Source organism: Streptomyces sp. WMMC940, assembly GCF_027460265.1.
GTDB lineage: Bacteria > Actinomycetota > Actinomycetes > Streptomycetales > Streptomycetaceae > Streptomyces.
On the sequence record NZ_JAPZBC010000001.1, the window covers coordinates 459,769 to 479,971 of the forward strand.

Sequence of the window (20,203 nt, forward strand, 5' to 3'; positions counted from 1 at the left end):
GGACTATTGACTCTTTGTGTGACAGTCGCGATTCTCGTCGCACCGCTTGCACGGGTCATGACAGGGGGATCTCGGCGGAAGGTCCCGGCTCCGGACGGACCCGGCCCCGGCCCGGCCGTCCGCTCACCGAAGGCTTGAGTGATGACGATGAAACGGCTCTCGCGCCGCCGCCGTGGACCCCTCGCGGTGGTGACCCTGCTCCTCACCGCACTGACCCTGGTCCTCGGCACGGCCCCCGGTTCCTCGGCCGAGTCCGGCTGGTGGGTGCCTGCCGCCCGGCCGGCGCCCGACTCCGGGATCAATGTCACGGGCGAACCCTTCAAGGGCACCGGACCGGACGGAAAGGTGCGCGGTTTCGTCGACGCGCACAACCACATCATGTCGAACGAGGCGTTCGGCGGGCGGCTCATCTGCGGCAAGGCGTTCTCGGAGCAGGGCATCGCCGACGCCCTCAAGGACTGCCCGGAGCACTACCCCGACGGCTCCCTCGCCGTCTTCGACTTCATCACCAAGGGCGGGGACGGCCGGCACGACCCCAACGGCTGGCCGACGTTCAAGGACTGGCCCGCCCACGACTCGCTCACGCACCAGCAGAACTACTACGCCTGGATCGAACGGGCCTGGCGCGGCGGTCAGCGCGTCCTCGTCAACGACCTGGTGACCAACGGTGTGATCTGCTCGGTGTACTTCTTCAAGGACCGCAGCTGCGACGAGATGACCTCCATCCGCCTGCAGGCTCGGAAGACCTACGAGATGCAGGCGTACATCGACGGCATCTACGGCGGACCGGGCAAGGGCTTCTTCCGGATCGTCACCGACTCCGCGCAGGCCCGGCAGGTCATCGAGCAGGGCAAACTGGCCGTGGTCCTCGGGGTGGAGACCTCCGAGCCGTTCGGCTGCAAGCAGATCCTGGACGTCCCGCAGTGCGGCAGGGACGACATCGACCGCGGTCTCGACGAACTCCACGAGCTCGGCGTACGGAGCATGTTCCTCTGCCACAAGTTCGACAACGCGCTGTGCGGCGTACGGTTCGACTCGGGCACGCTCGGCACCGCGATCAACGTCGGCCAGTTCCTGTCGACCGGCACCTTCTGGAAGACGGAGAAGTGCGCGGGCCCGCAGCACGACAACCCCATCGGCCTCGCCGCCGCCCCCGGCGCCGAGAAGGAGCTCCCGCCGGGCGTGAAGGTCCCGTCGTACTCCGCGGACGCGCGGTGCAACACCCGCGGCCTCACCGAACTAGGCGAGTACGCCGTGCGCGGCATGATGAAGCGCAAGATGATGCTCGAGATCGACCACATGAGCGTCAAGGCCACGGGCCGGGTGCTCGACATCCTCGAGGCCGACGCGTACCCGGGTGTGCTCTCCTCGCACAGCTGGATGGACATCGACTGGACCGAGCGCGTGTACCGGCTCGGTGGCTTCATCGCCCAGTACATGCACGGTTCCGAGCAGTTCAGCGCCGAGGCCGACCGCACCGACGCGCTGCGCGAGAAGTACGGCGTCGGATACGGCTACGGCAGCGACATGAACGGCGTCGGCGGCTGGCCGGGGCCGCGGGGCGCCGACACCCCCAACCCCGTGCGCTACCCCTTCCGCAGCGCCGACGGCGGCTCCGTACTCGACCGGCAGACCACCGGCCTGCGCACCTGGGACCTCAACACCGACGGCGCGGCGCACTACGGCCTCGTCCCGGACTGGCTGGAGGACGTACGGATCGTGGGTGGCCAGGGCGTGGTGGACGACCTCTTCCGGGGCGCCGAGTCCTACCTCGGCACCTGGGGCGGGTCCGAGCGGCACAGGGCCGGGGTGAACCTCGCCGCCGGCGCACCGGCCACGGCCAGTTCGTCGGAGTGGAGCCTGTTCACCAGTTACGCCCCCGCCAGGGCCGTCGACGGCGACGCGAGGACCCGCTGGGCGAGCCACTGGAACGACAACCAGTGGCTCCGGATCGACCTCGGCGCACCGACCCTGGTCAAACGGGTCACTCTCGACTGGGAACGCGCCTACGGGAAGTCCTACCGGGTCGAGGTGTCGTCGGACGGGACGAACTGGCGGCCGGTGTGGTCCACGACGGCCGGTGACGGCGGCCTGGACACCGCCCGGTTCGACGGGACGACGGCCCGCCATGTGCGTATCCACGGGCTGGAGCGCGGCACCAAGTGGGGCTACTCCCTGCACGAGGTCGGCGTCTACAGCAGCTGAGCCGCGGACGGGGTGAGCACAGCGGCCGGGGCCGGCAGGCCCCGGCCGCTTCCCCGCAACACGTCGCGAGGCTCCGGGGCGAGGCGGGGTGGGCACGGGGAACACCACACCGGCACCGCGGGGCGCAGCACGGCAGGCACGGCACAACAGAGGACAACGAAAGACACGGCACAGCAGGGGAACGAGGGAACCGCATGGCACGGATGCCGTCGGCCGAACGGCGCCGGCAGCTGATCGAGGCAGCGATCCGGGCGATGACCCGTGACGGTGTCCCCAGGACGACGACTCGGTCGATCGCCGCCGAGGCGGATGTGTCGCTGAGCGTCTTCCACTACTGCTTCGACTCCAAGCAGGAACTGCTGGAGTCCGTCATCGAGGCGATCACCGAGCACTACATCGCGGTGGTGCGGGAAGCGATCCGGCCCAAGGCGACCCTGCGGGAGACGGTCCGCGCCGGGTTCCAGGCCTACTGGGACCATGTCTGCGCCAACCCCGGCGAGCACATGCTCACCTACGAGCTCACCCAGTACGCACTGCGCCAGCCGGGCTTCGAACATCTGGCACGCCGTCAGTACGAGTTGTACACGGACACGTTCACCGAGCTGATCGACCAGTTGCGGCACGACATGGGGCTCGAGACGAGCGTCCCCGTCGCGGTCCTGGCGCACTACCTGGCCGTCATGACCGACGGGCTCACCCTGAACTTCCTGGTCCTCGGCGACGCGACCGCCGCTGCGGACGTCCTGGACACGATCGCCGACCAGGTCGTGCGTCTCGTCCGCGCCGAGGACCGGCCGACCGCGCCCGGAACCACCTGACGGCCGCTCGACACTCGCTCCCGTCCGCGGTCCGAACCGGGCCCGGGCGCATCCGTCGACCGCCGCCTCAAGCGGGCCCCGCGGGGCGGCGCCGGACCGGGCCGCCCCACCGCCTCGCCCGACAGCTCCTTTTTGCATTTTCCCATACATTGGGAAATATGCTGGTTTCACCTCATCGTTCGCAGAGCCGCCACGGCCGCGGCGGAAGGACGCCGTGGACGCGCGGGCGTCCGGCCCGTGCCCTGGCCGCCGCCACCGCGACCGCGGCGCTCGCCGGACTCGCGGCCTGCGGGACGGCCGGGGAGGCGGGTCAGGACGCGGGCGACACCTCGGGCTCGGGCGGCTTCACGATCGGGCTGCTGCTCCCGGACGTCCACACCGCGCGCTGGGCGACCGCCGACAAGCCCCTCATCCAGGCGAAGGTCAAGGCGCTGTGTCCCGACTGCACGCTGCTGCACGCCTACGCCTCCGCGGACGTGGCCACTCAGCAGCAGCAGATCGAGTCCATGATCGCGAAGGGGGCCAAGGTCCTGATCCTCGACCCCGTCGACGACAAGGCACTGCGGTCATCGATCGCCCGGGCCCCGCGACGCGAACGTGCCGGTGGTCTCGTACGACCGCCTCGCCCAGGGGCCCATCTCCGCCTACTCCAGCTACGACTCGGAGGAGATCGGCAGGATCCAGGCCCAGGAACTCCTCAAGGCGATGGGACCCAAGGCCCGCGGCGGCCAGATCGTGATGATGAACGGCGACCCCACCGACCCCAACACCCGGGACCTGCGCCGGGGCGCGCTGTCCGTGCTCCAGGGCAAGGTGAAGATCGCCAGGTCCTACTACACCGGCGGGTGGATACCGGAGAACGCCTTCCGGAACATGTCCGCAGCGATCGCCGAACTCGGCCCGGACCGCATCGACGGCGTGCTGTCGGCCAACGACGGGCTGGCGGGCGGTGTCGTCACGGCACTCAAGGCGGCCGGGGTCAAGCCGCTGCCGCCCGTGACCGGGCAGGACGCCGATCTGTCCGCCATCCGCAGGATCGTCAAGGGCGAGCAGTACATGACCGTCTACAAGTCCTTCGAGGCGGAGGCCGAGGCCGCCGCCGAGATGGCCGTCGCCCTGGGACGCGGCGAGAAGCTCGACGACGTGGCCCAGGACCGGGTGCGCAACGACACCGACGACGACATCCCCGCGGTTCTGGGGCCCCTGGTACCCGTGACCGCGGACAACATCGAGGAAACGGTGGTCGAGGGCGGCCTCTACACGGTCGACCAGATCTGCACCCCGGCGGTCGAGGCCGCCTGCCGGAAAGCGGGACTCACCGGATAGCCGGCCGGATGCCGCCGGTGCGGCTCCCGGCCGGAGCGACGGACGGGACGGGCGAAGGAGATGGTTCACGTGTCGAGCGCCCCACTCCTGGCGATGCGCGGGATCAGCAAGCGGTACGGCGCAGTGTGGGCACTGACCGACATCGAGCTGGAGATCCACGCCGGCGAGGTCGTCGCCCTGGTCGGCGACAACGGGGCGGGCAAGTCCACGCTGGTCAAGGTGATCACCGGGGTCGGACCCGCCGACAAGGGCGTCATCGAGTGGAACGGCCGCCCCGTGAGGATCTCCCGCCCCCGCGACGCCCAGGCCCTGGGCATCACCAGCGTCTACCAGGACCTCGCCCTGTGCGAGACGCTCGACGTCGTCGGCAACATCTTCCTGGGACACGAGCTCGGCGGGAGCGGCATCCTCGACGAGGTGTCCATGGAGCGACGGGCCCAGGAACTGGACGTACTGGAGTCGCTGTCGACGCGCCTCCCCAGCTTCCGCGTACCCGTCGCCTCGCTCTCCGCGGGGCAGCGGCAGACGGTCGCCATCGCCCGCGCGCTGCTCAGCGAACCCAGGCTGCTCATCCTGGACGAGCCCACCGCCGCGCTGGGGGTCAGACAGACCGCCCAGTTCCTGGACCTGATCGAGCGGCTGCGGGACCGAGGGCTCGGAGTGCTCCTGGTGAGCCACAACCTGGGCGACGTGAAGGCCGTCGCGGACCATGTCGCGGTGCTCCACCTCGGCCGCAACAACGGCTTCTTCAGCGTGCCGACCACCTCCCAGGAGCAGATCGTCTCCTCCATGACCGGCGCCACCAACAACGCCGTGACCCATCGCCGGGACCGGTGGGGGGAGGTGCTGCGGTGAAGCGGAGCGGAGCGTCGGAGCGCACCGGGGCCACGAGACCCGGGGAGGGCGGGGCCCGGGGCAGCCCCGCGCGCGCCGACCGGGCCCGCGCGGACGCCGACAGGGGTTTCAGAAGCCACGCCCGGGACTTCGTCCGCCGGATGCGCAGCGGCGAGTTCGGCGCGGTCCCGGGAGTCGCCGCCGTCGCCCTGCTGTGGATCATCTTCCAGAGCCTGGACCAGCAGTTCCTCTCTCCGCGCAATCTGTCCAACCTCAGCATCGACATCGTCGGCACGGGCATGATCGCGCTCGGTCTGGTCTTCGTGCTGCTCCTCGGCGACGTGGATCTGTCCGTCGGCTCCGTCAGCGGGCTCACGGCGGCCGTGTTCGCGGTGCTCAACGTGAACCAGGGCATGCCGGAGTGGGCGGCCGTGCTCGCCGCCCTGGTGGTGGGCGCGGCGATAGGCGCCGCCCAGGGCTTCTTCTCGGCCCGGCTCGGCGTCCCGGCGTTCGTCGTCACACTGGCGGGACTGCTGGCCTGGAACGGGCTGATGCTGTACGTGCTGGGCGCCAGCGGCACCATCAACCTCCCCGAAGAGGGCTTTATCCACGCCCTGACCAGCTACTACTTCCGGGAGACCGCGGTCGCCTACGGGCTGGCCGCACTGAGCGTGGCCGTGTTCTTCCTCGCGTCGTACCGGGACTCCCGCCGGCGCCGGTCCGTCGGTGTGATGTACCGGCCGCTCAGCGTCGTCGTCGTGCGCACGGCCGCGGTGGCTGTGGTCGCCTTCGCCGCCGCGTACATCCTGAACCGCTTCCAGGGCCTGCCGCTCGCGCTGCTGATCTTCCTGGCCTTCGTCGTCGGACTGGACTTCGTGCTGCGGCGCACCTTCTACGGCCGCAGGATCGTCTCCATCGGCGGCGGTCGCGAGGCGGCCCGCCGTGCCGGGATCAACGTGGTGTGGCTGCGGATCTCGGCGTTCATGGTGTCCGGGACGCTGGCCGCGGTCGGCGGGCTGTTCCTGGCGTCCAGGGTGGCCGCCGTCGGCCAGACGTCGGGCTCCAGCATTCTCCTGATCAACGCGATCGCCGCGGCCGTGATCGGCGGCGTCAGCCTGTTCGGCGGGCGGGGGACGACATGGTCCGTGCTGCTGGGCATGCTCGTCATCCAGTCGATCGCCTCGGGCATGGTCCTGCTGGGCATCCCGACGCCCATGCAGTCGGTGATCACCGGGTGTGTGCTGCTCGCCGCGGTGGTCCTCGACTCGTTGGCACGGCACTCGCAGAAGGCGCACGGCAGGGCGTGACCCGGCCGGCGCGGAGGGCCCGGCCGTGGCGCTCGGCCGCGCGCGGGCCCGTGGGCCGGTCCGGGCAGCCCGGCAGGTCATGGAAGCCCGGGCCGCGGAGGGGGTCGGCGCCGCACGCGCGTGACGGACGGTGCGGAGCGGGGCTCGGCCGGGGTCCGGGCCCCTGCGGCTACTCGAACCGTGCGGTGTCGCCGGCGCCCCGGCGCACGATCTCCGGTTCGCCGCCGGAGAAGTCGATGACGGTGGTCGGTTCGGTGCCGCAGTCGCCCGAGTCGAGCACGGCGTCCACCACGTGGTCGAGCCGTTCCTTGATCTCCCAGCCCTGCGTCATCGGCTCGTCCTCGTCGGGCAGGAGGAGGGTGCTGGACAGCAGGGGCTCGCCGAGCTCCTCGACGAGCGCCTGCGCGACGACGTGGTCGGGGATGCGGACGCCGACCGTCTTCTTCTTGGGGTGCAGCAGCCGGCGCGGCACCTCCTTGGTCGCCGGCAGGATGAACGTGTAGCTGCCGGGGGTGGCGGCCTTGACCGCCCGAAAGACGTCCTTGTCGACGTGCACGAACTGGCCGAGCTGGGCGAAGTCCCGGCACACGAGGGTGAAGTGGTGGCGGTCGTCGAGACCGCGGATCGAGCGGATCCGGTTGATGCCCTCCCGGCTGCCGAGACGGCAGCCCAGGGCGAAACAGGAGTCCGTCGGGTACACGACGAGGCCGTCGGACCGGATGGAGTCGGCCACGGTGTTGATGGTGCGGCGCTGGGGGTTCTCGGGATGGACGTCGAAGTACTTCGCCATCCGGCGAGTGTAGGTGATCAGGGCGGATCGGCCCCCCGGGCGGGCGAGGACGTTCAAGGCGGCGGCGGCAGGTCGCGGGTGGGGCGGGGCAGGATTCCGGAGAATCGCCGGTGCGGGGCGCGTGCGCGGGCGCACGCTGGGCATGCCCGACTCCGGGTCCCTCCCGGCACGTACGTGCGGAGGGGCAACCGGACGAGCGGCGACTGACGAGCGATCATGACGGGTGCACTGATCGCACCCACCGATACGGAGGAGTGGAACGGATGCCGAACGAGCGCGCAGGACAGCCGGCGCGGCCGGAGGACCTCATCGATGTGCCTCGGCTGGTGACGGCGTACTACGCCTTGCACCCCGATCCGGCGGACCCCGCCCAGCGGGTCGCCTTCGGCACCTCGGGGCACCGCGGGTCCTCCCTCACCACGGCCTTCAACGAGGACCACATCGCCGCGACCAGCCAGGCGATCTGCGAGTACCGGAGCCGGCAGGGCATCGACGGGCCGCTGTTCCTCGGCGCCGACACCCATGCGCTGTCCGAACCCGCGAAGGTCACGGCGGTCGAGGTGTTCGCGGCCAACGGCGTCACCGTGCTGGTCGACGAGACCGACGGCTACACCCCCACCCCGGCCGTCTCGCACGCCATCCTCGTCCACAACCGCGGTCGCGCCTCCGGCCTGGCCGACGGTGTGGTGGTCACGCCGTCGCACAATCCCCCGTCGGACGGGGGCTTCAAGTACAACCCGCCAAACGGCGGCCCCGCCGGTTCCGAGGCGACCGGCTGGATCCAGGAGCGCGCCAACGAGATCATCACCGGCGGGCTGAAGGACGTGCGCCGCATCCCCTGGGCCAGGGCGCTGACCGCCGCGACGACCGGCCGGTACGACTTCCTGGGTTCCTACGTGTCCGACCTGCCGTCCGTGCTCGACCTCGACGCGGTGCGCGCCGCGGGCGTACGCATCGGGGCCGATCCGCTCGGCGGGGCGTCCGTGGCCTACTGGGGCCGCATCGCCGAGCAGCACCGCCTCGATCTGACCGTCGTCAACCCGCTCACGGACCCGACGTGGCGCTTCATGACGCTGGACTGGGACGGCAGGATCCGCATGGACTGCTCCTCCCCGTACGCGATGGCGTCGCTGATCGAGCAGCGCGACCGCTTCCAGGTCGCCACGGGCAACGACGCCGACTCCGACCGGCACGGCGTCGTCACCCCGGACGGCGGGCTCATGAACCCCAACCACTATCTGTCCACGGCGATCTCGTACCTCTACGGCCACCGCGCCCAGTGGCCGGCCGGAGCGGCGGTCGGCAAGACGCTGGTGTCGTCGAGCATGATCGACCGGGTGGCGGCCGACCTCGGACGGGAACTGCGTGAAGTACCGGTCGGTTTCAAGTGGTTCGTGGACGGGCTGCTCGACGGCTCACTCGGCTTCGGCGGTGAGGAGTCCGCCGGCGCCTCGTTCCTGCGGAGGGACGGCTCGGTGTGGACGACCGACAAGGACGGCATCGTGCTCGCCCTGCTCGCGTCCGAGATCCTGGCGGTGACGGGGGCGTCGCCCAGCCGCCACTACGCCTCGCTCACGGAGCGGTTCGGCGAACCGGCCTACGCCCGGGTCGACGCTCCCGCGACCCGTGAGGAGAAGGCCGTGCTGAGCCGGCTCTCCCCCGAGCAGGTGACCGCGGACACCCTGGCCGGGGAGCCGATCACCGCGGTGCTGACCCACGCGCCGGGCAACGGCGCGCCGATCGGCGGCATCAAGGTGACCACCGCCAACGCCTGGTTCGCGGCGCGGCCTTCGGGCACTGAGGACGTCTACAAGGTGTACGCCGAGTCGTTCCTCGGACCGGACCATCTGACGAGGGTCCAGGACGAGGCCCGGTCCGTGGTGGCGGCGGCCCTGCGCGGCTGAACCCGGGCCGCGACGGCCACCGGTCCCGCGCTCGCCGTGGCGCGGGCCGGGCCGTCCGACTGCGCGTGGAGCACCGGGACGGGCCCTGCCCCGCTTCCACCAACAGCATCCTTCCCGCGCGGCGGGGCGCGCCCCGAACGCGGACTCGACGGGCCCCCCGGACTCACCCCGCGTGAGGGTGATCGCCGGTCACGGGCGAACGCGCCCCGACGCCCTCCGAAGCGCCGGACCGGGGTGTGTCAGAGCGGTTCGTCCCCGGAGGGCCGGACGAGGGGCAGGCAGACCCGGAACCGCGTGTCGCCCGGGTGCGAGGCGACGCGGATGTCACCGCCGTGCTTGTCGACCACGATCCGGTAGGAGATGTCGAGTCCGAGGCCCGTCCCCTCGCCGACCGGTTTCGTGGAGAAGAACGGTTCGAAGATGCGGGGGCGGATTTCGGGATCGATGCCCGTGCCCGTGTCCCGTACCTCGATGTACGCCTTGCCGTCCTCGTGCCAGGTGGCGAGGGTGAGAGTGCCGTCGCCGTCCATCGCGGAGAGGGCGTTGTCGATGAGGTTCGTCCACACCTGGTTGAGCTCCGCGCCGTACGCGGGGACGAGCGGCATGTCCCCGGCGTACTCCTTCTCCACCCGCACCCCGGCGGGGATCTTGGCCTTGAGCATCACCAGGGTGGCGTCGAGGAGTTCGTGGACGTCGACGGGCTGTTGGGCGGCGCGGTCGAGCTGGGAGTACTGCCGTGCCGCGTCGACCAGTCCGGAGACGCGGCGGACCGCGTCCTCGATCTCGCCCATCAGCATCTCGGTGTCGACGGTGTAGTTCAGCCAGGCCACCGCAGCCCGACGGTTCTCGTCGGACAGTTCCGCGGTGGCGTCGGCGAGCCAATCGGCGTCGATGCCGCCGGAGACGAGGGTGGGGGCGATGTCCCAGGCGTTCTCCAGCCCTGCCTCCGCGAGCCAGTCGCCCAGTTCGTCCTCGGCGTCGGCCGCCTCGATCGCCGTGAGCCGGCGGGCGTCCCGGGCCCGCCGCACCGCGGCGTCCTGCATCTCCACCAACTCGTGGAGGCGCTTGCCGTCGACGCGGCCGTCGGCGATCAGCGCCAGCTTGTGCCGCATGCGGGTCACCCGGTCACGCAGGGTGTCGGTGGCGCGGGCCGCCGCCGCGGCGGGGTTGTTGAGCTCGTGGGTCAGGCCGGCGGTCAGCGAGCCGAGGGCGACCAGCCGCTCGCGTTCGCCGACGATGATGTCGCTGGCCCGGAGCCCGAGGAACAGTCCTTCGAGCAGATGCAGGGCCATGGGGAACCAGGTACGGATGGCCGTGGCGAACTCGGACGCGGGCAGGACGAACAACTCCACGTCGGTCACCGCACGCATCGTGTTCGAGTACACCTGGTCCACGCGGTCGCCGAGGTAGGCCTGGGTGGCCCCGCCGTAGGCGCCGCGCTGTCCGCTGCGGCTGAGTTCGATCTCGTCGCCGTGGAGCTGGCGGCTGATCGCGACGGTGCCGGCGAGAAGCACGAAGAAGCAGGTCGCGCCCTCGCCCTGGGCGTACACGGGCGTTCCCGCCTCGCGCACCTCCACGCGCCCGCGCTCGGACAGCCAGGCCAGCTGGTCGTCGTCGAGCGCCTCGAAGAGGAACAGGGTGCGCAGCTCGTCCGGGGTGAGCACCTCCCGCGAGACCGAGGCGGTCATTGGGCCTCCAGATAGCGGTGCACGAGCGTGACGGCCATCGCCCCCTCGCCGACCGCGGACGCCACCCGCTTGACCGACTCGGCGCGGACGTCCCCCGCCGCGAACACCCCGGGCACGCTGGTCTCGAGGTGGTACGGCGCCCGCACCAGCGGCCAGCGGGGCGACCGTCCGCCCGCCTCGGGGAGGTCGGGGCCGGTCAGGACGAATCCGCGGTCGTCACGGGCGATCAGTCCGTCCAGCCACTGCGTCTGCGGCTCGGCCCCGATGAACACGAACAGCCAGGTGGCGTCGACCTCCGTGCGGGCCCCGGTGCGGTTGTCCCGCAGGGTCAGCCGCTCCAGATGGCCCTCCCCGTCCCCGGTGGCCACCTCGGTGCACGGATGGATCTCGATGTTGGGCACGGCCTCGATCTGCTGGATCAGATAGGCGGACATGGAGTGGGTCAGGTCCGGGCCGCGCAGCAGCACATGGACCCTCGCGGCGAAACGCGAGAAGTACACCGCCGCCTGCCCGGCGGAGTTGGCGCCGCCGACGATGTACACGTCGTCACCGCGGCAGCCGGCCGCCTCGAAGGCCGCCGAGCCGTAGAAGACGCCCGCGCCGCAGAAGCCGTCGAGCTGTGCGCCGGCGAGACGCCGGTAGGTGACCCCCGTGGCGAGGACGACGGTGTGCGCGCCGACCGAGGTGCCGTCCGCGAACCGCAGGACGCGTCCGGACCCGGCGGCCTCCAGGGCCACCACCTCGGTGGCGCTGAGTATCTCGGCGCCGAACCGGGCCGCCTGCCTCCGCGCACGGTCGGTGAGCTGCGCGCCGGTGACCCCGTCGGGGAAGCCCAGGTAGTTCTCGATCCGGCTGCTCTGCCCCGCCTGGCCGCCGGTGGCGCTGCGCTCGACGAGCACCGTGCGCAGCCCCTCGGAGGCGGCGTAGACGGCGGCGCCCAGCCCGGCCGGGCCGGCGCCGATGACGACGACGTCGTAGAAGTCGGCCGCGGGGCTGGTGCGCAGGCCGACGTGGGCGGCGAGTTCCGCCCCCGTGGGGGCGTGCAGGACCTTGCCCTCCGCGGTGACGACGAGGGGGACGTCCGCCGGTGTGAGCCCGGCCGCCTCGAGCAGCTGGGCGCCCTCGGGTTCGTCGGCGGCTATCCACCGGTACGGCACGAGGTTGCGCGCGAGGAACTCCCTCACGGCGAAGGAGGGGGCGGACCAGCGATGGCCCACCAGCCTCGTCTCGGGCGTCTCCGGGTCGGATGCCGCGCCCCAGATGTCGACCAGGGTGTCCAGCACGGGGTAGAGGTTCTCCTCCGGCGGGCTCCAGGGCTTGAGCAGATAGTGGTCGAGATCGACGACGTTGATCGCGTCGATCGCCGCGCCCGTGTCCGCGTACGCGGTGAGCAGCACCCGCCGCGCCCGGGGGAACAGGTCCATGGCGGCCTCCAGGAACTGGACGCCGTTCATGGTGGGCATGCGGTAGTCGGCGATCATCACGGCGACCGCCTCGCCCCGCAGCCTGACCTCGCGCAGGGCTTCGAGACCCTCGTCGCCCGAGGTGGCGCGCAGCACGCGGAAGCGGTCGCCGTAGTGGCGCCGCAGATCACGGGCGATGGCCCGGGAGACTCCTGGATCGTCGTCGACGGTCAGGATCGTCGCCTTAGCCATCTCTTCATGATGCGCCCGCGGTCGTGCGGGCGCCCACCGGGCCGGCGTCTCCGCCGGGCGTTCCCACGGTGCGGGCGCCTGCCGGGGATGGGCTCCGTGGGCGCTCGCGCGGACCTACGGGCCGGCACCGGCCGCGCGGACGTACGGGCCCTGACGGAGAAGGGCCCCGCCCGCACGGGAACGCCTGGGTGAGCACAGGCGGAAGCCCCGGCGGGAGCGCAGACTGAGTGTCGTCGGGCCGAGCCCGAGCCGCCTCCTTGTGTGACGCGGAGGAGTCCGATGGCACATCCAGTCACGCCCACCGCCGGGGAACCGCCGGAGGAGCCTCACCGGACGGGCCCGCGCGCCCGGTTCCCCGCGCACGCTGTCCTCCGCGGCTGCCGCGCCGCCGTCGTGCTGCCCGCGGTGCTCGCCCTCGGTCTGCTGGTCGTGGGCGACCCGGCGCTGGCGGGCTTCGCGGCATTCGGGGCGTTCGCCTCCCTCGTCATCGCGTCCTTCGGGGGCTCCCGGAACACCGGGGCCCTGGCCTTCGCCCTGCTGCTCGCGGTCGGGGGACTGATGGTGGCCGCAGGCTGCCTGGCGTCGCTGAGCCTGCCCTCCGCCGTGCTGGTGACGCTTCCCGTGGCCTTCCTCGCCTACTACTGCGCGATCGAGGGCCCGCACGGGGGGTCGGGCGCGACGGCCGCGCTGCTGGGATATGTGCTGGCGGCCTCCACCCCGGCGCCGCTGTCCGAACTGCCCATGCGCGTCGGCGGCTGGTGCCTCGGGGTCGCGGCCGGAGGGGTCGCCACGCTGCTGCTGAGGGCCCCCGCGGGCGAGGACTCCTTCCGTTCGGCGGTCTCGCGCACGGCGCGGGCGCTCGGCGGCCATCTGTCGGCGCTGCTGGACGGCACGGCGGGACCGGACGAGGCACGGTCCTCGGAGAAGGCCGTAGGCACGATGCTCACGGAGTTCACCTCCGGGATGCACCAGCCGAGCGGCACCAGGTCCGCCGACCGGTCGCTGACGGACGTGGTCGGGGCACTCCTCTGGGCCAAGGGGCTGATCGGCGAGGCAGCCAACCGGTGCGTGGGAGGTCTGAGCAGGGCGGACAGGCCAGAGACCGAACTCCTGGAGACGTCCGCGGAACTGCTGTGCCGGACCGCGGACTTCCTCGACGACGAGGGCCCGGAGCCCGACGCGACGCGGGTCCAGCGGCTCCTGGCGGCGTACGGGACGCGGGTGGACTGCATGGACCACGAGTCCCCGCCGTCCGGGACGTTCGTCTCCCACGCCTTCTACACCGCCAACATCGGTGAAGCGGCGGCGACCACCGCGGTGGAGACCCTGCGGGCGGCGCGCCGGCCCCCCTCCTACCGGCCGCACATCGCCTGGCGCCGGGCCGTCGCCCCGTGCCGGTCGTCGCTGCGGCACCTGGCCGGCCGGGCGCGCCACAGCAGCGTCGTCACGGCCTGGCGGGACTCGGCCACCATCGACTCGATCTGGTTCGTCAACGCGCTGCGCTCGGCGGTCGCCATGGCGCTGACCATCGTCGTCGTCCACCTGGCGGGGCTCGACCGGGGCTTCTGGGCACTGCTCGGCGTGCTCGCGGTGCTGCGCACGAGCGTCGCGTCCACCGGGTCGCGGGCCGTGGTCGCCCTGCTGGGGACGGTCGCGGGTGTCGTCGTGGGCGGCGTCCTGATCGGCCTCGCGGGCGGCGATTCGGCCGTCATGTGGGCGGTGTTCCCCTTCGTCGTGTGGCTCGCCGCGTTCAGCCCCGGCACGCTGCCCGACGCGGTCGGCCAGGCGGCGTTCACCGTGGTCGTCCTCTGCCTCTACACACTCCTCTCCCCCTCGGGCTGGCAGTTGGGGCTCGTCCGGCTGCAGGACGTGGCCGTCGGGGCAGCGGTCAGCCTGCTCGTCGGGGCACTGATGTGGCCCCGCGGCGCCGCGGGAGTCCTGCGGAGCAACATGGCCGAGGTGTTCCGGCTGGGCGGCCGGGACCTGACCGCGTCCACCGGTTGGGCGCTGGGATTCGTCACCACCCGTCCATCGGTGCGTCTGACCTCGTCGTCGCCCGCGACCCGCCACATGCACGACTCCCTGCGCGGTTTCCTGGCCGAGCCCGCCTCCAGCGGAATGGAGCGGACGGACCTGTGCTTCCTGTCCTCCTCGGCCGTCTGGCTGCGGATGACGACGAGCGGCCTCGCCCGGCAGTCGCAGGTCGTGCTGGACAAGGACCCGGACCGCTTCCGGCTCGGCGACCTCGCGTCGCGGCTCGCCACCTTCTACACCCGGCTCGGGGACCGGCTGGAGCGGGCTGACGTGCGGAACCCGGCGAGCGGGCCGTCGGACGACCGCGTCACGCTGTCCGGGGTCATGCCCCGCACATGCCGGTCCTGGTGGGTGTACGAGTACCTCCTCCATCTCGACCGACAGGCCGCGCGGCTGACGGCACCGACGCTCCGGCTGGCCAGGGAACCGGGCCCGGGCGGCCGGTGGTTCGGGCGCACCGGCCCGGCCGAGCCGTCGGTACGGGAGCGTTCCGGCGAGCAGTGGTGACGCCCGTGCCGTCCGCGACCACCCGCGGGTGACGGCGCCCGGGCGGCCGGCCCGCTGAGATCCCGCACGGGCGTCCGAGCGGACGGCCGCTCCCATCCGGCGCGGGCGTCCCGCCCGACCCGTCCCCACCGGGGACGCCCGACCCGGGCATTGGCCCATCGGACGTCTTTCGTACGGCCGAACGGCGGGCAGGCCGCCCACCCCTGTGGCGACAGGTCGTCAAAGGGGGAACAGAACCCGGTTCACAGGGTTCCGGAGCACCCTCGAACCCCACGTCCGGGGCCCTTTGGTCACTCACCCGCATGGACTAATCACGGAGCGAGAACCCCTGCGGCCATTGGGGTGTCCGCCATTCGGAGTTGCAGCCCCCCACGGGCCATGAGTCCTTGGAAAGCGTGTCCCGCCGGTTCTCACCATCAGGAGGAGACATGGGCACTGTGCAGAACAGCCGACAGAACGACAGGCTGTCCGTGGTTTTCGCGGTCCGGGTCATCGAGGGCGGCGAAGAGGGATTCCTGGAGATGTACGACAAGCTCCGGAAGTCCGTCGCCGGTACTCCCGGCCACATCGTCGAGCGGCTCGGTGAGCCCGTCGACGACTCCCGCCAGTGGGTGATCACCAGCGAGTGGGAGACTCCCGAACACTTCTTCGCCTGGCAGCAGAGCGAGGACCACCGTGCGCTGGTGGCCCCGCTCCGCGAATGGGTCGACTCGACGCAGTCCCTGAGGTTCCGGGTCGTCAAGGAGACCGTGAAGGAGACGTCATGACATACGCCACGAACGGCCCCGTCGCCGTCCTCGGTCTCGGCACCATGGGCAGCGGCCTGGCCTCGCGCCTCCTCGATCAAGGCATACAGGTGCGGGTGTGGAACCGCACCCCGGAGCGTGCCGAGTCCCTCGCCAGAGCGGGCGCCTTCGCCGCGTCCCGCCCGAGCGAGGCTGTCGAGGGCACGAGTGCCGCCATCTGCACCGTCGCCGACGGCGACGCCCTGCGGACCGTACTGCGCGGTCCGGACGGGATCCTGGCACGGGACGGCTATCCCGGAGCCCTGATCTGCGCCAGCACCGTCGCTCCCGAGGAGGTCGTCCGGCTCGCCGGTGACGCACCCTCCGTCCTGGACGTCGGCATGCTCGGCAACCGCGACCACGCCCGCGACGGCGAGCTGCGCCTGTTCGTCGGCGGCGAGGAGCGGGTCTTCACCGCCGGCCGTCCGCTGCTGGAGATGCTGGCCAAGGAGGTCGTCCATCTGGGCGCACTCGGTTCCGGCATGCGGATGAAGCTGCTCCTCAACCTGCTGATGGGCATAGAGGTGCAGGCGATGGCCGAGGCCGCCGAGCTGGCGGCCGCCTCCGGACTCGACCGGAAGCAGGTCCTGCGCACGATTGCGGGCAGCGGCTTCGCGTCGCCGGTCATGTCGTTCAAGTCCCGGCGCCTTGCCTCGGGCCGCTTCGAGGAGCCGGACTTCCGGCTGCGGCTGATGGCCAAGGACCTCATGCTCGCAACGGAGCAGGCCGCAGCTTCCGGCCTGAGCCTGCCGCTCACCGCGGCGGCCGCGGAGACCCATGTCCGCGCCATCGAGCAGGGGTTCGGTGACGAGGACTGCGCCGCGGTCACCCGCGCCCTCACACGGAAACCGGGAACCGACAAATGATCATCGACATCCACGGACACCTGTCCCCGCCGGAGGCGGCCGAACGCTTCCCCATGCCCCCCAGCCTGACCGACGTGGACGGAATGCTCGCCGCCCGGGCCCAGGCCGGAATCGACCTCACCATCATCGGCAGCCCCGTCGGCGCCGGGGCGATGGCACGGGTCCCGGGCGTGGACAACTACAAGCAACCGCGCGACCGGCTGCGTGGCTTCCACGCGTGGATGTCGGGCCTGATCACCACGTTCCCGGACCAGTTGCGCGGGTACGTCTACGCGAACCCGTTCGGGGACGACGACCATCTGGAAGGGGTGCGGGAGACGCTGGCGGACCCCGCCTTCGTCGGTCTGATCACCACTTCCAGCGTGCACGGCGAGCTGCTCTGCTCGCCGCGGGCGGACTCCTTCTTCGCGCTGGCCGCCGAGGCAGGAGTGCCCGTCATGGTGCACGCACCGGCGGAACCGGTCGGCACGGAGCGGGTGGAGAACATCGCCTTCGTCGAGCAGATCGGCCGTTTCGGCGACGTCACCATGGGCATGGCCATGATCGCTTTCGCGGGGTGGCTGGACAAGTACCCCGGTCTGCGACTGATCGGCGCGACCGGCGGCGGTGCCATGGCACTGCTGCCCGAGCGCCTCCAGATGGCGGCGCGCCCCCGGCACTGGGGCGGGGGCGCGCCGCCCTCCGCCCCGCCGGAGGCCGGCCGGAAGGGGGCCGGAAGGCCCTCGGCCGGCCGGCCGGCGGGGGGCCCCGGGCCGACCGTCCCGGCGTCGCCCGACCCGGGTGCCGCGCTGCAGCGCATGTACGTCGACACCAGCCCGTTCAGCCCGGCGCACCTGAACCTCAACGCGGAGGTCCTGGGGCCCGAGCGGATGCTTTTCGGCACCGACTCGCCGCCGCTGTCCGTGCCGCTCGAGGACCTCGTCCGCATGATCGAGAAGCTGCCCGTCCAAAAGGCGGACCAGCAGCGCATCCTCGGCGGCAACGCCGAGGCCCTCTTCGACCTCAGGAGCCGTCCGTGACCACGACGCACGACCCCGTCGCCGCAGCCGAGCGGTGCACCGCGGAGTTCCGGCGGAACCCGCACCCGGTGTACGCGCACCTCCGGGACACCACTCCCGTCTGCCCGATGACGCCGCCGCACGGCATCGAGACGTACCTGATCACCCGGTACGAGGACGCGCGCGCGGCACTGTCGGACCCCCGGCTGAGCAAGGACATGTACGGGGCCATGGACGCGTACCGGAGGATCTTCGGCGACTCGTCGGTGGCACTGGACGACAACATGCTCAACTCCGACGCGCCCAAGCACACCCGGCTGCGCAAACTCGTCAACTCCGAGTTCACCCCGCGCCGGGTCGAGGCCCTGCGGCCGAAGATCCAGGAGATCGTGGACCGGCTGCTCGACGCATGCCCGACCGGGGAGCCGTTCGACCTGCTTCCGGCGTTCGCCTTCCCGGTGCCGATCACGGTGATCTGCGAGCTGCTCGGCGTACCGCCGGAGGAGCGGTCGCTGATGCAGGAGCTGTCGACGACGGTGGCCCAGACGGGCTTCGGCGAGGAGTTCAAGCGGGCCCAGCAGCAGGCGGAGGAGAACCTCCACGCCTACTTCACCGAGCTCATCGCGCGCAAGCGCGACCGGCCGGGTGACGACCTGCTCAGCGCGCTCGCCGCGACCCAGGACCAGGAGGGCGGGCTGACCGGCAACGAACTGGTCTCCACGGCCTTCCTGCTGATGTTCGCGGGCCACAAGACGACCGCGTACCTCATCGGCAACGCCGTGTACCACTTCCTCGCCAACCCGGCACAGCTCCGCGCCGTGCAGGCGGACCCGCAGCTGACGGGCCCGGCGGTGGAGGAACTGGTCCGCTTCGACGGCTCGGTCGAAAGCGCGACGTTCCGGTACGCGACCGAGGACATGGAGATCGGCGGCACCCGGATCCCCAAGGGCGCCCTGGTGCAGATCTCGCTGCTCTCGGCCAACCGCGACCCGCTGAAGTTCGAGAACCCGGACGAGTTCGACGTGCACCGCCAGGGCACCGCCGCGCATATCGGCTTCGGGCACGGCGGCCACTACTGCCTGGGAGCGCCGCTGGCACGGCTGGAGACGCAGTTGGCGCTGAACGGCCTGTTCGGCCGGTTCCCGAGGATCGCACTGGCCGATCCGCAGACCGGGCCGGCGTGGATGGAGGTGCCGTTCCCGGCCTTCCGCGGCCTCACGGAACTGCCGGTCGTGCTCGAACCCGCCGCCTCCTGAGCGGCGGCGTCCAGAACGCCGCGGTGCGAGCCCGTACCCCCGAGCCGGACTCGCACCGCGGCCCCATGTGCCCCGGGGCCCGCCGGTGGGTACGGTCGGAACCATGCGACGGGCCGACGCGGTACTGATCGACATCGACGGTGTCCTCACCCTCTCCTGGAAGCCCCTGCCGGGGGCGGTCGAGGCCATGGAGCGCCTGCGGGAGCGGCGCGTCCCGCTGGCACTGGTCACCAACACCACGTCGCACACCCGCGAATCCGTCGCCGCCGCACTGGCCGGGGCCGGCTTCCCGGTGACCGCGGACGACGTCCTCACCGCGCCCGCCGCGACCGCCGCCCATCTCGCCGCGCGGTTCCCCGGGGCGCGATGCCTGCTGCTCAACAGCGGTGACATCGCCGAGGACCTCGAAGGGGTCACCGTCGTGGGCCCGGAGGACGACACCCCGGCGGACGTGGTCGTCGTCGGCGGCGCGGGGCCCGAGTTCGGCTACGCGGCACTGAACCGCGCGTTCGCCCATCTCCAGCGCGGCGCACGCCTGGTCGCCATGCACCGCAATCTGTACTGGCGGACCGACGCGGGACTCCAGCTCGACTCGGGCGCGTTCCTGGCCGGCCTGGAACGGGCGGCCGGCACGGAGGCCGAGGTGATCGGCAAGCCGTCGGGGGCATTCTTCGCCACGGCACTGACCCGTCTCGGCGCCGATCCCGCCGGGACGCTCATGGTGGGCGACGACATCGAGTCCGACGTCCTCGCGGCACAGCGCCAGGGCCTCACCGGGGTCCTGGTCAGAACGGGCAAGTACCGGCCCGAGACCCACCGGGACGCGTCGGGGACGCCGGACCACGTCCTGGACTCCTTCGCCGACGTGCCGGGGCTGTTGGAGCGGCTGGCGGGCCGGGACGGCTGAACATCCCGGAGCGCCTCTCGTGGTCGACGCGGGTCCGCGTCACCGGCCGCGGCAGGAGGTGCCGGCGCACCTGCCGGCCCGGGTGCGGAGACGGGCCTCGACCGGGAGCGCCGCACCGGCCTCGGCGCCGCGCGGGAACGGGAGCTGATCGACGCCCTGCGCGCGGTCCGGGCACCGCATGACGCGCGGGGACGAGCGGCACGGACACCACGTGATCGCACAGGACGCGCGGTCACCGGGCGACATGACGGGTCCGCCGTGTCGGCCCCGGCGCAACCCCGTCGCAACGTCGCCGGGGGTTGACTCGGCCACCACGCCGCGCC

14 protein-coding genes and 1 pseudogene are annotated in these 20,203 nt (G+C 71.9%); 12 read left to right on the forward strand and 3 right to left on the reverse strand.

All coding sequences use genetic code 11. The features are described 5' to 3' along the window. The first annotated feature begins 147 nt into the window (after positions 1–147). The 5 genes and pseudogenes from O7595_RS02150 (at position 148) to O7595_RS02170 (ending at position 6,490) form a co-directional block, all read left to right on the forward strand. The gene (locus tag O7595_RS02150; protein ID WP_443071807.1) at positions 148–2,205 is read left to right on the forward strand and encodes a discoidin domain-containing protein; all 2,058 of its coding nucleotides are present in this window, start codon (positions 148–150) and stop codon (positions 2,203–2,205) included. Positions 2,206–2,399: 194 nt separating this feature from the next. Further along, positions 2,400–3,023 carry a TetR/AcrR family transcriptional regulator gene (locus O7595_RS02155; RefSeq protein ID WP_269727013.1) on the forward strand — a complete coding sequence of 208 codons (624 nt, stop codon included), beginning with the start codon at positions 2,400–2,402 and terminating at the stop codon, positions 3,021–3,023. A 158-nt stretch (positions 3,024–3,181) separates the two neighbouring features. Continuing rightward, positions 3,182–4,349 (forward strand): annotated as a pseudogene (locus O7595_RS02160) (sugar ABC transporter substrate-binding protein). Positions 4,350–4,409: 60 nt separating this feature from the next. Then, a complete protein-coding gene (locus tag O7595_RS02165) occupies positions 4,410–5,204 on the forward strand; it encodes an ATP-binding cassette domain-containing protein (RefSeq protein WP_269727014.1) in 795 nt (264 codons plus the stop codon). A 140-nt stretch (positions 5,205–5,344) separates the two neighbouring features. Next, positions 5,345–6,490 carry a sugar ABC transporter permease gene (locus tag O7595_RS02170; RefSeq protein ID WP_443071809.1) on the forward strand — a complete coding sequence of 382 codons (1,146 nt, stop codon included), beginning with the start codon at positions 5,345–5,347 and terminating at the stop codon, positions 6,488–6,490. A gap of 169 nt (positions 6,491–6,659) precedes the next feature. On the opposite strand, the gene O7595_RS02175 is transcribed toward O7595_RS02170, so the two are convergent. Beyond that, positions 6,660–7,280 (reverse strand): L-threonylcarbamoyladenylate synthase, encoded by a 621-nt coding sequence (locus O7595_RS02175; RefSeq protein ID WP_269727016.1) that lies wholly within the window; start codon positions 7,278–7,280, stop codon positions 6,660–6,662. 263 nt (positions 7,281–7,543) lie between these two features. Here O7595_RS02175 and pgm point away from each other — a divergent pair, with 263 nt between their 5' ends. Continuing rightward, on the forward strand, positions 7,544–9,184 hold the full coding sequence (gene pgm, locus O7595_RS02180; protein WP_269727017.1) for a phosphoglucomutase (alpha-D-glucose-1,6-bisphosphate-dependent): 1,641 nt from the start codon (positions 7,544–7,546) through the stop codon (positions 9,182–9,184). A 239-nt stretch (positions 9,185–9,423) separates the two neighbouring features. Here pgm and O7595_RS02185 read toward each other — a convergent pair whose 3' ends face one another. Beyond that, a complete protein-coding gene (locus O7595_RS02185) occupies positions 9,424–10,872 on the reverse strand; it encodes a sensor histidine kinase (protein ID WP_269727018.1) in 1,449 nt (482 codons plus the stop codon). Continuing rightward, positions 10,869–12,527 (reverse strand): FAD-dependent oxidoreductase, encoded by a 1,659-nt coding sequence (locus O7595_RS02190; protein ID WP_269727019.1) that lies wholly within the window; start codon positions 12,525–12,527, stop codon positions 10,869–10,871. The genes O7595_RS02185 and O7595_RS02190 overlap by 4 nt, the downstream gene beginning before the upstream one ends. Before the next feature lie 279 nt (positions 12,528–12,806). Between O7595_RS02190 and O7595_RS02195 the strand changes: the two genes are divergently transcribed. The 6 genes from O7595_RS02195 to O7595_RS02220 all read left to right on the forward strand — a co-directional run bounded on the left by O7595_RS02195 (position 12,807) and on the right by O7595_RS02220 (position 19,880). Next, on the forward strand, positions 12,807–15,068 hold the full coding sequence (locus tag O7595_RS02195; protein ID WP_269727020.1) for an FUSC family protein: 2,262 nt from the start codon (positions 12,807–12,809) through the stop codon (positions 15,066–15,068). A 428-nt stretch (positions 15,069–15,496) separates the two neighbouring features. Beyond that, positions 15,497–15,835 (forward strand): antibiotic biosynthesis monooxygenase family protein, encoded by a 339-nt coding sequence (locus tag O7595_RS02200; protein ID WP_269727021.1) that lies wholly within the window; start codon positions 15,497–15,499, stop codon positions 15,833–15,835. Next, positions 15,832–16,719, forward strand: coding sequence for an NAD(P)-dependent oxidoreductase (locus tag O7595_RS02205; RefSeq protein WP_269727022.1), 888 nt, complete (start codon positions 15,832–15,834; stop codon positions 16,717–16,719). The genes O7595_RS02200 and O7595_RS02205 overlap by 4 nt, the downstream gene beginning before the upstream one ends. Next, positions 16,716–17,738 (forward strand): amidohydrolase family protein, encoded by a 1,023-nt coding sequence (locus O7595_RS02210; RefSeq protein ID WP_269727023.1) that lies wholly within the window; start codon positions 16,716–16,718, stop codon positions 17,736–17,738. Before O7595_RS02205 ends, O7595_RS02210 begins: the two co-directional genes overlap by 4 nt. Next, positions 17,735–18,973, forward strand: coding sequence for a cytochrome P450 family protein (locus O7595_RS02215; RefSeq protein WP_269727024.1), 1,239 nt, complete (start codon positions 17,735–17,737; stop codon positions 18,971–18,973). The genes O7595_RS02210 and O7595_RS02215 overlap by 4 nt, the downstream gene beginning before the upstream one ends. A gap of 103 nt (positions 18,974–19,076) precedes the next feature. Further along, complete coding sequence (locus O7595_RS02220; RefSeq protein WP_269727025.1) at positions 19,077–19,880, forward strand: HAD-IIA family hydrolase; 804 nt, start codon at positions 19,077–19,079, stop codon at positions 19,878–19,880. The last annotated feature ends 323 nt before the right edge of the window (positions 19,881–20,203 follow it).

Bases quoted from the DNA above. Each gene is read 5' to 3' on its own strand.
- O7595_RS02150 (WP_443071807.1), top strand. From the start codon at position 148: ATGAAACGGCTCTCGCGCCGCCGCCGTGGACCCCTCGCGGTGGTGACC.
- O7595_RS02155 (WP_269727013.1), top strand. From the start codon at position 2,400: ATGGCACGGATGCCGTCGGCCGAACGGCGCCGGCAGCTGATCGAGGCA.
- O7595_RS02165 (WP_269727014.1), top strand. From the start codon at position 4,410: ATGGTTCACGTGTCGAGCGCCCCACTCCTGGCGATGCGCGGGATCAGC.
- O7595_RS02170 (WP_443071809.1), top strand. From the start codon at position 5,345: ATGCGCAGCGGCGAGTTCGGCGCGGTCCCGGGAGTCGCCGCCGTCGCC.
- O7595_RS02175 (WP_269727016.1), bottom strand. From the start codon at position 7,280: ATGGCGAAGTACTTCGACGTCCATCCCGAGAACCCCCAGCGCCGCACC.
- pgm (WP_269727017.1), top strand. From the start codon at position 7,544: ATGCCGAACGAGCGCGCAGGACAGCCGGCGCGGCCGGAGGACCTCATC.
- O7595_RS02185 (WP_269727018.1), bottom strand. From the start codon at position 10,872: ATGACCGCCTCGGTCTCGCGGGAGGTGCTCACCCCGGACGAGCTGCGC.
- O7595_RS02190 (WP_269727019.1), bottom strand. From the start codon at position 12,527: ATGGCTAAGGCGACGATCCTGACCGTCGACGACGATCCAGGAGTCTCC.
- O7595_RS02195 (WP_269727020.1), top strand. From the start codon at position 12,807: ATGGCACATCCAGTCACGCCCACCGCCGGGGAACCGCCGGAGGAGCCT.
- O7595_RS02200 (WP_269727021.1), top strand. From the start codon at position 15,497: ATGGGCACTGTGCAGAACAGCCGACAGAACGACAGGCTGTCCGTGGTT.
- O7595_RS02205 (WP_269727022.1), top strand. From the start codon at position 15,832: ATGACATACGCCACGAACGGCCCCGTCGCCGTCCTCGGTCTCGGCACC.
- O7595_RS02210 (WP_269727023.1), top strand. From the start codon at position 16,716: ATGATCATCGACATCCACGGACACCTGTCCCCGCCGGAGGCGGCCGAA.
- O7595_RS02220 (WP_269727025.1), top strand. From the start codon at position 19,077: ATGCGACGGGCCGACGCGGTACTGATCGACATCGACGGTGTCCTCACC.